This window comes from Rivularia sp. PCC 7116 (genome assembly GCF_000316665.1).
Lineage (GTDB): Bacteria > Cyanobacteriota > Cyanobacteriia > Cyanobacteriales > Nostocaceae > Rivularia.
This window is the reverse complement of the sequence record NC_019678.1, coordinates 6,072,266-6,085,234: the sequence shown is the minus strand read 5'-3', so window position 1 is coordinate 6,085,234 and position 12,969 is coordinate 6,072,266. Positions and strand designations below refer to the sequence as shown.

The 12,969-nt window shown below is 36.2% G+C and carries 8 protein-coding genes; 4 read left to right on the top strand and 4 right to left on the bottom strand.

All coding sequences use genetic code 11. From position 1 onward, the window contains the following. Positions 1-42 precede the first annotated feature (42 nt). Positions 43-792, bottom strand: a complete 750-nt coding sequence (locus RIV7116_RS23480; protein WP_015120819.1) for a hypothetical protein — start codon at positions 790-792, stop codon at positions 43-45. Positions 793-1,453: 661 nt separating this feature from the next. Beyond that, positions 1,454-2,473 carry an iron ABC transporter substrate-binding protein gene (locus tag RIV7116_RS23475; RefSeq protein WP_015120818.1) on the bottom strand — a complete coding sequence of 340 codons (1,020 nt, stop codon included), beginning with the start codon at positions 2,471-2,473 and terminating at the stop codon, positions 1,454-1,456. 725 nt (positions 2,474-3,198) lie between these two features. Here RIV7116_RS23475 and RIV7116_RS23470 point away from each other — a divergent pair. Together RIV7116_RS23470 and RIV7116_RS23465 are read left to right on the top strand one after the other, a co-directional pair. Next, positions 3,199-3,435 (top strand): hypothetical protein, encoded by a 237-nt coding sequence (locus RIV7116_RS23470; RefSeq protein ID WP_015120817.1) that lies wholly within the window; start codon positions 3,199-3,201, stop codon positions 3,433-3,435. Between the two features lie 113 nt (positions 3,436-3,548). Beyond that, positions 3,549-5,042, top strand: a complete 1,494-nt coding sequence (locus RIV7116_RS23465; protein WP_015120816.1) for an iron uptake porin — start codon at positions 3,549-3,551, stop codon at positions 5,040-5,042. A 539-nt stretch (positions 5,043-5,581) separates the two neighbouring features. Here the strand turns inward: RIV7116_RS23465 and RIV7116_RS23460 are convergent. Both RIV7116_RS23460 and RIV7116_RS34135 read right to left on the bottom strand, forming a co-directional pair. Further along, on the bottom strand, positions 5,582-6,451 hold the full coding sequence (locus tag RIV7116_RS23460; protein ID WP_015120815.1) for a bile acid:sodium symporter family protein: 870 nt from the start codon (positions 6,449-6,451) through the stop codon (positions 5,582-5,584). Positions 6,452-6,775: 324 nt separating this feature from the next. Next, on the bottom strand, positions 6,776-7,909 hold the full coding sequence (locus RIV7116_RS34135) for an SMI1/KNR4 family protein (RefSeq protein ID WP_015120814.1): 1,134 nt from the start codon (positions 7,907-7,909) through the stop codon (positions 6,776-6,778). Positions 7,910-8,211: 302 nt separating this feature from the next. On the opposite strand from RIV7116_RS34135, the gene RIV7116_RS23450 reads away from it, so the two are divergent. Both RIV7116_RS23450 and RIV7116_RS23445 read left to right on the top strand, forming a co-directional pair. Beyond that, positions 8,212-8,766, top strand: coding sequence for a hypothetical protein (locus tag RIV7116_RS23450; RefSeq protein ID WP_015120812.1), 555 nt, complete (start codon positions 8,212-8,214; stop codon positions 8,764-8,766). Positions 8,767-9,489: 723 nt separating this feature from the next. Then, the gene (locus tag RIV7116_RS23445; RefSeq protein ID WP_015120811.1) at positions 9,490-12,894 is read left to right on the top strand and encodes a ferritin-like domain-containing protein; all 3,405 of its coding nucleotides are present in this window, start codon (positions 9,490-9,492) and stop codon (positions 12,892-12,894) included. The last annotated feature ends 75 nt before the right edge of the window (positions 12,895-12,969 follow it).

The window sequence follows — 12,969 nt, the reverse complement described above, 5'->3', positions numbered from 1 at the left end:
ATCCCGCATCGATGTAAGCGGAAAAGATATAAATCTTACATGTCATACAACTTTGTAAGTAGTTACATATATTTTTTCTATCATTTGTTGTAAAGCTATTTTATTTAAAGAACAGCCAACTATCTCTATAGCGCTAAAACATTTTGGTTCGCCATGCAAATAACGCGATAGATTTAAATTCAAAAAATCTATGCATTCTACACCATAAATAAAATCGGCATAAATTATATTGCCGTCTTCTAAATGGAAAATTCCCTTCACGCGCATAACTTTTCCATAAGCACCATTTATTAATTCATTCCAAAAATCATTAAAATCATCTCCTGAAATAACTTTGCCAGTCGTTGGTAAGCGCAATATCTCTATTTTATCAATAGAATTAGAAATTTTCATTGCAGCACCCGTCAGGACTTCTTTTGCCCAAGAATGCCATTTACACCGTTTACATCCCGGAGGTAAAATAGCTACTGGATAGTAAGGTAAATCATTTAAAAGCTCTTCAAGATAACCTAATCCTAAGTTAATATCTAACTCGATATATGCTAAGTCTGCTGATTCTAATTCTTCAATAAAATTCGCTTTTTGAATATCGCAGAAAACTTTAACTTTAGGAAAATCTACACTAATCCTCTTCTGGTCTATATGAACTTGCTCGGTTCCAGCTTTTAAATATATTATCTTTTGATAATATTTGGGAAAAGCTTTTTCTTTCAAAGCTATTTGCTGACAAATCCAAGCAGTTTTACCGCAACCAATATAACCACCAACCACTATTATTTTATCTTCGTCCATTCTGTATTTGACGTAGTTTTACTTATTGTTTTATTCTTAATATTAGTAATTTTTGACGGTGAATTTAATTTGGAATATATTATCCATATTCAGGTATGAAATATTAAATAAAATTTATCAACAATATTATTTATTGAGTGAATGCATAAGCCGATAAGCCCTTTGATTCTGACTATATACATAAAGTGAGGCGTTGCTGAATTTAACTATAAATTTATTTTTACTCGACAGAATCAGCTCCCTTAATTCCCCCTGCTCTGGGAGAGTTGAAAATATTTTTCTCCCCCAAAATTAGGGGTTGGGGGCTATTCATATTTTTATATGGCTAACGCCACGCCCTTCCCGCACGCGACCCGGGAACGCTAACAGCAACACCTAAAGTGAATATATTGGCTGGCGTTGTGTCTAAATAAGGATTTTATACTATTTAATTCGGCAAGTATTCTTAGCTAGCAAAAAATCTCACTAGCTAAATTAAAGCTTTTGAAATTCAAGTAGTTGTCCATATTTTTTCAAAGTAATTATAAATACTTTCTATATTCTGTATATATTATACACAACTAATAATTATTTGCAATAAGCTTGGAGAACCATAGACTGGAAGTGACAAATAACTTCCAGCCTATAGTCAAATATTATTTTTGACAATCGTCCTCAATACTTAGATTACTCCAGCTTGTTGTAGCAGATTCAGAGTTTTTTCTAAGCTATGCAATTTAGTCAAGTTGATTCGGGGAGAATTGAGTCTATAGAGAGGAATTTGTCCCTTGGGAGACTTCATTCCTTTACGTAAAGGATACTCTTTAGTCTTTTGAGAGAAGTAGCTTTGTGACTTGCGACTGAGTAGATAGTTAATCAAGGTTTCTACATCTTTTCTTTGGTCGGTAGTTCTCAATACAGCTACCCCAGCGACATTAATCATTGCACCTGCATCTGCACGAGTAGAGTGATGTGCAACGGGGAATCTGGGATTAGTCTTTTTGAATCTAGCTAAATAGTAATGGTTTACTAATCCTAGATGAACTTCACCGCGTCCCAAAGCTTTGACAATTGCAGAATTTTTAGGGTATTTTCTAGCACGGTTAGCTTTCATGGCTTTGAGCCATTGCAAAGTCTTTTTGTCACCGTACATAACTCGCATTCCAGTTACAAAAGACTGAAAAGAGCCATTCGTCGGTGCCCAAGCAACTTTGCCGCGCCATTTTGGTTTGGTTAATTCCCAAATATTTTTTGGTAGCTGACTTTTTTTGACTAGCTTCGTATTGTAGTCAATTACCCTAGCCCGTCCGGAAATTCCCATCCAATTACCCCAAGGAGAACGATAACGAGAAGGTACTTTCCGAAGTATTTGAATGGGAATTGGTAAAGTACGTCGTCTTCTTTCCAAAGCACCTAAAGCACCAGCATCTTGAGCAAAGAATAAATCTGCACGGCTATTTTTACCTTCCTCAAGTAGTGCTATGGCTAATTGCGAGGTTTTACCGTAACGCACTTTAATATCCAAGTTCAAATCTCTTCGAGCCTGTTTAATTAACGGACCTATTAGCTTTTCGCTTCTACCCGAGTAGATAATCAGAGTTCTTTTTTGGCGTGCATCTGCTACATCCCCAAACCAAGCGAAACTAGCTATTGTTGTAGCGAGGGCTGCGAACCCAGCTAGTAAAGACTTTCTGTGCATCATAGTTTAATTGCTCTGAAATATTTAATGCTTCACAATATGAATTGGTAGTAGAGATGACAACTACTCCCTTCCCGGTGCAAGATTACCTAAATTATTGAGGGAGAGAGTGAGAGAGTGAGGGAGTGAGGGAGAAATTCTTATAGGTAATCTTAGAGCGTGATGGGAGTAATTATTTCTCTACTTTTTGATCGCAGTGCTAACTAATCGGAATCCACCGTGTTAGCAGTAGTTCATAGCAGATGTTCAAAATTTTCTTTCGACAGCAAGAATCGTCAAAGTTTGAACTTACTTTTAATCAATACAGGTTTAACGATAACATTTATCAATAAGCATGTAATGTTTAAGCAATACAATTCAATTTTATTAGTTTATGAGTATTTTAACTCTTGTAGAAATTAATTTATAGTTTGCTTTATGTGTAAAGTTCGCAATAATAAAATCAATATCCCTGTATTGACTATTTCTATTAACATTTAACTAATTCCAATAACGTAATATATTCATGCATTTTTGGCATCTTTAATATTTAATTAAGAATAATAAAAAAACGATTATCTATTTGTAGCCTATATTTCTTGCTTATTGAGCTTAATGCAACTTACTATCAGCTTTGATACTTGATATTAGTAATGTCTTACTTTTATTAAGTATGTAGCATTGTTGCGATGGCTAACCAGCCACGATAAAGCCGAAAACTGTTAATTAAATTTGTGAGGAGTCTGGAAATGAATTCTAAATCAGTTGCTTTGTTTCTAGCTTTAGGTTTGGCTGCAAGTATTACTGCTTGTGGTGGGGCTGATGTCGGTGGTGAAGGTGGTGAAGCTGAAGTTGCACCAACCACTTTAGAAGGTGGAGAAGGTGGCGAATCCTCAGAAGCCTATGAAGGTGGAGAAGGTGGAGAAGGCGGTGAAGCTGCTGAAGGTGGAGAAGGTGGTGAAGGCGGTGAAGGTGGAGAAGGATAAAGTCAGCGTTTTCTGATTTGGTTTGAATTTGCCATGAATACTAACAGCCATCATGCTTTTTTGCATTGGCTGTTTCTTATATCTCGATATTTATTTGTTGTGTGAGGAAAGAAGTGAAAAAAATCTGGAAAACTTTATTAGCAAGTCCATCTGTTTTAGTTGCAACTTTGATTTTGAACGCTACATCAGTTCCAGCACAAACAGCAGCTACATCGGATAATATTCAAGAAGAAAATTTAGCACAGGTAACTTCTGTTTCTCAATTTTCAGACGTACAACCTACAGATTGGGCATTTCAAGCATTACAATCTTTGGTAGAGCGTTACGGATGTATTGCTGGATATCCTAACAATACTTTTCGCGGTAATCGAGCTTTAACAAGATTTGAATTTGCTGCGGGTTTGAATGCTTGTTTGGATAGGATTAACGAACTAATAGCTGTTGCAACCAGCAATGTAGGTAGTGGAGATTTAAGTACAATCAAAAGATTGCAGTCTGAATTTTCCTCTGAGTTGGCAACATTGCGCGGTAGGGTAGATGCAGTTGAAGCAAAGATTGCTCAAATCGAAGCAAATCAATTTTCTACAACTTCCAAATTAGAGGGAGAAGTGGTTATTGCTGCAACTGATGTTTTTGAAGGTAATACACCAGATAAGAACACTACTTTAGGGACAAGAGCGCGGATTAATTTCGTTAGCAGTTTTACTGGTAAAGATACTCTTTATGCTCGTATCCAAGCTAATAATATTCCCGATACCGATGAAGCTGCTTTAGCTTTTGCTGGTGATGCAGATACCAATGCTTACTTAGATGGATTATGGTATAGTTTTCCGCTAACTAAGTCTACTAATGTCATTGCGATCGCGAATGCTGGTGCGGCGGATGATGTGGTAGATACCGTTAACCAATTTGATGGAGATGGTGCCGAAGGTGCTTTATCTAGCTTTGGTACTCGCAACCCGATCTATTATCAAATGGATGGTTCCGGATTGGGGATTACTCAAGAGTTGGGGGATAGTTTATCATTCAGTGTGGGTTATTTAGCAAGTGAAAATAACGACCCCAGCCAAGGAAGCGGTATATTTAATGGCCCTTACGGAGCTTTAGCTCAGTTAACTTTTGAACCAAGCAAGCGCTTTAAAGTTGGTTTAACCTATATCAATGCTTATAACCAAGGTTTGGATGCTCAAGGTGTAGATTTAGCTACACCATACGAGAGCGATTCTTATGGCGTGCAAGCAACATTAGGTTTAAGCGATAAATTAGTCTTAGGAGGCTGGGGAGGTTATACAAATACTCGCAGCTTAAGTGCAAGTGGTGATGCAGATATCTGGAACTGGGCTGTTACTTTAGGATTAAACGATTTCGGGAAAAAAGGTAATTTGGCTGGGGTAATTTTCGGTATGAACCCCAAAGTTACAGATTCGAGTATTGCCGGTTTAAATAAAGATGATGATACTTCATATCATATCGAAGGATTTTATCAGCATAGAGTTAATGACAATATCAGTATTACCCCAGGAGTTATTTGGGTAACAGCACCTGGTAACAACAGTAATAATGATGAAGCGGTAATTGGTACTCTTAGAACTACCTTTACTTTTTAACAGGAATGGCCGCAATTGTCACAATGCCCATTTGGTGCGTGACACTGAAAACATTGTTACTGCGTTCACAGTTACTCAAAGTGTCACAGCACCCTACAAGAAAAATGTGTCGGTTGCGTAAGTCCTATTTTATTTAGAACTGGCTTCTAGCATCACATTAGTTCTGCGGGGTAATAAACCTTCTTAAAAAAGCGGCAGCAGGGTAAGAGTTTAAGGCTAATTAACATTCTGTTACATGATTCGGTTTATTTATGCCGACTTACTTACTTTGTCCGATAAAATACGAACGCAATAAATAATTGGGGTTTGCTGAAAAAGTTTTCTTTGACAAGGCAAGAGGGCAGGGAGCAGGGGAAAAACTGCCTTATGTGTAACGTTAATAATTTTATTCAGCAAGCCCTAATTATATTTATTATAAATTGGCAACATAGATGTTTGCTTATCGAATTTATAAAAATCCTAAGCTATCTCAGAAGCCGCTTTTCATGTCGCCAACAGCTATTAAACAATTTTTATCTGTCTGTAGAATATTTTATCATTTAATTGGACTTTATAAATAAACCATTACTAATTCCGATAAAGGCTCCACAGGTAACGAACATGATTAGAGAATATATTGCTGCTGGAATTGCCATATCTGGAGAATTTAGAAGAGTAGTTGCTACTGCGATCGCTAGTGTACCGTTTTGAATTCCAACTTCAACAGTTATTGCTTTGGCACTGAGGGAATCGAGTTTAGCAAGAATCGCAATAGTATAACCCAAAGCCATAGTTAATAAATTCAAGGTTAAAGTAACTCCACCAACCTCAAAGAAAAAGCCGAGTACATTATCTCTTTCCTTGAAAAGCAAACCCGCGATAATTAATCCCAAGAAGAATAAAGAAAACCATTTAACTAGTTTTTCCACCTTGGCTGCAACTTGGGGAGTGTAATTATGTAATAACATTCCTATAGTCACCGGAATAAAGGTTACTACAGCAATTTGAATTACCGTTTTAACGAAAGGTAACTGTAAAGCAACTGCTTCTCCCATAAAATTTTGCATCGCTAGGTTGACCACCAACGGAATAGTAAAAACTGTAATTAAACTACTCATAGCAGTAAGAGTAATCGAAAGAGCAACATTTCCCTTGACTAAATAAGTCATCATATTAGAAGTAGGGCCACCAGGACAAGCTGCAAGAATCATTACTCCCACAGCTAACTCTGGTGAAAGCGGAAAAACCATTGCTAATAAAAAACCTGTTAATGGTAAAACGATTAATTGTGCTATCAAGCCCAAAAATACAGCTTTGGGTTCTACAAATACTCGTTTAAAATCATTTAATGTAAGTCCCAATCCCATTCCCAGCATGATGATAAATAAAGCTAGGGGTAGAAAGACAGTTGTTAGAAAACTTGATTGCATAATTCAATTTATATCTTGAATTTATATTGTAGATTTAGAATATCATTCGCTCTCAAAGCTTAAAAGCGGTTATTATGGCTTGGATGATTAAAAATCATTTGTTAAAGCCAATTTCGTACATACTATATAGGTGAAACTTTTTCTTACTTATGCAGTTTGAGCAAGATTACTCGCATTTCCATTAAAGCTAGTTTTCACAGGAATAGGACTTAAAGCTACGGTCATAATCTTTATCCCTGTTTGATGAATTGATAAATTAAATTACACCGTCACTACATAAATGTATCTATTAAAACAATATTAAATGAATTATAGAATAGAGGTTTAACAATCAAAATATCTTTGATATACAGATTGCATCATTTCCCAAAACGAACGATAACGATAAGCACCAGATATTTTAGTGCCAAAGTCCCAAGCTTCCCATTCATTGTTTGAATCAATAACTCGCGGATTGAGAAGATAAACGTAACCATCTTCAGTAGAACTTATTTGCAAAGTTGTTTTCATATATTTACCTCTTATACAGCCGCAGTCTTGATGCTTCCCGTATTGAAAATATTCTTCGTCGCTGACATCATAGCCATCATCCCAAATTTCAGCCGATTGTCGATTTTCTTCAATAAACCATTTGATTGCATTCGTACCGTATAATTCGCAGTATTCATCCAAAATCGTAAAACCGTTGCAAGCAAGAAGAAAGTTTTTATAGCTTTGAGATAGTTTTGTTTGCAATCTTTCCTCTAGTATATTAATTTCTTTTTCTGTAGCTCCTCGATTCAAACAACTCTTACGTTTGACAATCTCCGGGAACCAACTTTCATACCTTTCTATATCAATATCATCTAAATTCTCAAATATTTCCTTATCCCATTTCTGCAAAAAACTTTGCCAATCTTCCACTTTCGGAATAGAAGCAGTAATCTCAGTTTTATATTTTCGTTGGTTTACACAATTGAGAAATTCTTGAGCTTGTTCCCGAGAAACTTTAATATATTCTTGTAAAACACCAGACTCCAATCTTTTAATCGCATTCGGAAAATGACCAAAGTAATACAAAACACTTATTAAACTATTTGAAGACTCCCACCACCTTTTTATCTGTAAATCTAGTAGAAACCCAAAAAAATCAAATCTTGTCTTGGCTATACCATTAACCTTGATATTGTTAATATGCTCACTTAAAGACAATTCCCTCAAAGAAGAGGCACCCACACAATTACACAAACCTGGGATAATTGACTTCAACGGGCGAGCAAGCGCACTTCCTTCACTTATCGCTAGCTCACCGTATTCTAATTTAACGAATAGCTGACAAGCAATATTGAGATAACCCGCTAATAAAATTAAAGCACTACCCTCAAACAATAATGCAGACGCTTCATCAGATGCTAGCTGTTGAATTTGCTGTGAAAGGTGAGATAGATAAACTGAATCTACAGACTTTGAAAATTCCATTTGTAAAACATTTTTATTTTTCAGTTTGCACTTTCTCCTATCTATTCCGTTAAAGGTTTCCCTAGTTGAATATAAACTCGCGATAATTCATCCTAAGAAAATCTAGTTAACCAAAATTAAATACGTATTAATTAAAACTTTAGCTGTTTATATAATCCCGGATATTCATCAATAATAATACTGAAAATGCTTTTAATAGGTATAAAAATACTTGATTAACATTGATTTTTTTTGCTTCTATACCGGATAGTTCAGAATAAAGTATTTGTTTTATAAAATATATTTTATAAATCATTTTGCGAATGTTTGCTGTTCCGTTAGAGGATTATATTAGCTTTGTAAAAATCGAGTTTCAAAATAATTATGACTTTATAGTGATGGAAGAAATAATTGATGATGTAAAGCAGAATACAGGGGATAAAATATTTTGGACTTATCCAATCGTAAATAAGCTACAAGAATATGATTATAGTTTAGTCGTGAGATGGGCTGTAGAATGCGTTCAACTGTTTACACCAGAATACGAACCATATAATTTAGCCAAAATTGATAAATTTCTACAGCAGATAGTAGAAGAATTAAATAAAAGTAATTTAACTTCTGATGAGTGTAGAAAAATTTATCAAGAGGTATGGTATTCACCTTGGAGAGAAGATGCTCAAACTGCTGTTACTCACCTATGGTGGTCTATTGCTAATTTTAAAGATGGAGAAGAAAGTGAAGCTGCAAGAGGTGCTGGTATAGCTGTGGAAGTAATTTTACCAGATACCAAAAATCATCTGTTGTTGGATAGGTATTTAGAAATTGCTTTAAGAATTTATAAAAAATATCAACCGCAGAATCCAACGTGTGATTAGTTCGAGTTTTTTTATTTGTCTGAATAGCAGTCATTAAGGAAAAAGGTAAAATAACGAATATTGGTAATTCTGGTACTATAGACGGTGGTTTTGGTTTTGATTATCTGACGCTTGAACTTTCCAAGCAAACTTCTAATCTTAATCTCTCCAATCTTTCTAATCTCAATCTCTCCGGTATTGTAACTGCGACTAATTTCGAGCGCTTTTCTATTACTACAGGTAGTCGTAACGATATTATTACTCAAACCCTAACCCTTAATGGTACAGTACTTCGGGCTGACGACACTAGTAACGCCGGATTAGGTGACGATAATGTTCGGGGTGCTAACGGTAGCGATCGCTTAATTTTAGATTATTCTGCTGGTGACACTGTTACTGATATGCGTTTTAACGTTGGTAAATCTTCTCTTTCTGTGGGAGATAGATCGTTTGCAATTGTCATAAGAATCGCATGGTGCGTGACATCACAAGTCTTATTATTACGTTGAAAATTGATCTAAATGTCGCAGCACCCTACAGTAAAATGTGCCAGATGCGGCCATTCCTAAATTAGAAAATAAATTATTTGGATAAGGTATCTTTCTCACAACTACCGTAACATCAGCACTGAAATTACAATCCCAAAAAAACGAAAAAATAAGTATTTATCCCTTTAACTGCATAATCCTCTTCTGCTCACCTCTATATAACAACAGGACATGAATTGCTATATAGAACTTTATTATGAGCGTTTTAGATTTTCCTCGATTGCATTTCCAAGGTAAAGCCAGAATTCACGCTCCGACGGGATATAAAAATGGTTTAATCGACCTGAGCGACAACACTTGTTATATGAATGGTGTTCCGTACAAGGAAAATCATTCAGCTTCGGAATATCACGAATATCTTTATAATAAAGGGCCAAAATTCAACAGTGAAGGGAAGTTAGATGAAAACGGCCCTTTTAGTATGGCAATGGGATGGAATTTTGGCGGCAACGGTCATTTTTCAATTGATGCTCAAATTATTAGTACTCAGCGAGAGTTTGGCAAAGTTGATGAAAATGACCCGGTTATTGGCAGAAGTGTAGATTTTTGGGGTCATTATAACGAGTACGTCAAAACAAGTTTTAATAGAGCGAGGATATTTGAATGCGACCCTGCTTCTAATTGGACTAATACAATTATGTTGGGACAGTTAGCTTTTGGTAGGTTGGGTGATTCCAATCAAGTTCCTTATATGGTAACTGCTCCGATACAGGGTTATCAGCTAGCTCGCTGGCAAGATTTTGATTATATTCGCGATTTACCGGAGCATATTTTAAATCACGAATTTGGTAAAGCTGCTGTTTATCAGTTTGCTATTTCCAAGGGTGAGGAAGATTTTCTTTGGAATGATGAGGTAAATATATCGCCAACGGTTTCTTTATTAAAGGAAGCGATGCAGCGAGAAGATGTTTTGGGTTTGGTGGTGCAGTTTAGTATCAGCAATATGTCCGCACCAGTTCAACCTGATGCACCTTCTTTCTGGGAATTACATGGAACTATTGGTTTATGGTGTAAGGATGAATTAAAGAGTTATCCCAGTGGAAGGTTATTAATAAAGGCAGGGAGCAGGGAGCAGGGAGCAGCGAAAAGTGCGGTCTTGGGGTCTCCCCAAGTAGAGCAACTTTTCAAGACAGGGGGAAGTATGAGTAATTTAACTTTGAAGTTAAATCCCCAAGGTGTAAGTCTCAATATGATTACAGCGATTCCTAATGTAGGGCGATCGCCTGATGCCGAAGCTGGAATTCACAAGATTTTTTCAAAGTTGGATTTGGGAGATTTAGAAATTCGTACTGTTGATAGTAATCGTTTGGTTGGAGTAATTAAGCCAGAGCAATATAACAAGGAAGCTCATGATTTAACTAGTGGTTTGGTTGATATAAGTTATTGCGATCGCTGGGAAGATTTACGAGAAGATGTTGAAAATCAAGGTTTGTGCATTATCGGAACGGTTGCTGGTGAAAGAAGGGTTTTAGTTAAGGAGAAGGAAATTAATCTTCAAGTTGACGACGCTTGTTTATTTGTTGAATTTCCCAATTTTAGTAAAGGGGAAGATAATGCTGTTGAAATCGAAGTCCGCTCTTTTGTTAGAGGTGTTCCGCAATCGGTACAGTCAGTATACATAAATCAATTTTATAATCCCAGAGCTTTTCCTCAATTACGCTACCAATTTTCAAAGGAAGAAGGTTGTTTTCATTATCCTAAAAATTCCGAATTACAAATCGTTGAATTAAAACCTGGATTACAAGAAGAGAAAGGAGATTTTAATTCAAGCTGTGAAATTTCTACTAATAAACAAGGAAGAGGTTGGTTTACTTTAAGAGGTGCCAAAGCGGGAACTTGTAAAATATTGATTTCTAGTTCTTTAAATGAAATTCCTCGTGGCTACGATAACTTAGATGAAGCGGAAATCACTTACGACAACGATAATAAACTAGGTTTTTGGAATACTTCCGGCTTCTGCGCTGTCAGAGTCATGGGTGATGATTGGCACTTGGATGATATTCCCCAAGAAGATGTAGATTTTAATTTAATTTACGAAAAAGTTTTATCTTTCTACGAAGCCAGCTTCTCGTTTATGAAAGCGGAAGTTTTCAGCTTGGCTGATAAATGCAAAGTTGCTACCTACGCTCGTTTAATGTGGCAGATGTCCGACCCCAAAAATAAACATAAAACTTACTATATGCCTCCTACAAGAGATATGTCCGAATCTCAATCAAAGCTTTTACTCAAGTTTCTGCAAAATCAACAGCAAATTGGTTATATTCCGCCAAGGTCACAGTTACAACCACAGCAATATCAAGATAAATATCAAGATAAATATCAAATTAAAACGAATGTTGAATTAATTAAAGCATTAAAACAAGCAGCAGAATTAGAAGTTGCTGTAATGCTGCAATATATTTACGCCGGATATTCCGTTCCCAATTACGTCACCGGGGAAGAATACGTTCGTCGCGGATTGTGGACAGAAGAACAATTACATTTGGCTTGTGGCGATAACAAAGAAGTTGATAATTATGGAATGCGGGGAGTATTAATGGAAATTGCCCGCGAGGAAATGATTCATTTTCTCCTCGTCAACAATATATTAATGGCAATTGGCGAACCATTCTATCCCGCAGTTCCCGATTTCAAACAACTTAACGCCAAATTTCCTATAGATATCGACTTTGCTTTAGAACCATTAAACGCATTATCCCTACAGTATTTTATGCGGTTGGAAATGCCAGATTTTCTTAATGAAACCCTTGTTGAAGAAACTATTCCAACATCGGAACAGTTACACACATATGGTTCCTTGAGTGAATTATACGGTCAAATCCGCGACGGATTAGAAAATATTCCTGACTTATTTACAGTTGATAAAAATAAAGTTGGTGGGGAACACCGTTTATTCATGCGGGATAATCTCAATCAAAAACACCCAGATTATCAAATGCAGGTTTATGACGTTAAAAGCGCATTGTTTGCAGTAGATGTAATTGTAGAACATGGAGAAGGAAGCCAAACCCAAAGCGAAACCTTTGCTAAATCCCATTATCAAAAATTCCGTCAATTAGCAGACGCTCTTTCCCAAGAACAAATTTGCGTTAATAATAAAAATCAATCCCGGAACGGAATAGTAAAAACCTGGAATCCTTCCTACCCATCTTTAAGAAATCCCAGCGTTTCTTATCAAGACCATAATTCCAACGTTGTCACAGTTCCTCAAACCAGAATGGTAATGGAAATATTCAACGAAAGCTACTTCCTAATGATGCAATTAATGGTTCAACATTTCAATGCAAATCCCCAAGGAAGCTTAAGACGTTCCAAATTAATGAACGCCAGCATCGATATTATGACAGGAATGATGCGTCCCTTGGGAGAACTATTAATGACTTTACCATCCGGGAAACGCGGTAAAACAGCAGGACCTTCCTTTGAAATACCAACACCGGAATATATACCCGATTCAAAAATTGCTTATCAAACTATTGCAAATAAATTCGAGATTCTAGCAAAACGTTCTTATCAATGTGAAGTGATTCCCGAAGCTGTTTCGGAAATGTTTGATTTTTATTGTAATTTCTTCGAGGAATTAAGGAGTAAGCAGAAGTGAGGAGTTATTTATTTTTTTTAACGCAAAGGAGCGCAAAGTAAAACGCAAAGGTACGCAGAGTCATTATTCAATTTT

What these genes read in the sequence shown, in the direction of transcription:
- RIV7116_RS23480 (WP_015120819.1), bottom strand. Translation starts at nt 792, where the DNA reads ATGGACGAAGATAAAATAATAGTGGTTGGTGGTTATATTGGTTGCGGT.
- RIV7116_RS23475 (WP_015120818.1), bottom strand. Translation starts at nt 2,473, where the DNA reads ATGATGCACAGAAAGTCTTTACTAGCTGGGTTCGCAGCCCTCGCTACA.
- RIV7116_RS23470 (WP_015120817.1), top strand. Translation starts at nt 3,199, where the DNA reads ATGAATTCTAAATCAGTTGCTTTGTTTCTAGCTTTAGGTTTGGCTGCA.
- RIV7116_RS23460 (WP_015120815.1), bottom strand. Translation starts at nt 6,451, where the DNA reads ATGCAATCAAGTTTTCTAACAACTGTCTTTCTACCCCTAGCTTTATTT.
- RIV7116_RS34135 (WP_015120814.1), bottom strand. Translation starts at nt 7,909, where the DNA reads ATGGAATTTTCAAAGTCTGTAGATTCAGTTTATCTATCTCACCTTTCA.
- RIV7116_RS23450 (WP_015120812.1), top strand. Translation starts at nt 8,212, where the DNA reads ATGTTTGCTGTTCCGTTAGAGGATTATATTAGCTTTGTAAAAATCGAG.
- RIV7116_RS23445 (WP_015120811.1), top strand. Translation starts at nt 9,490, where the DNA reads ATGAGCGTTTTAGATTTTCCTCGATTGCATTTCCAAGGTAAAGCCAGA.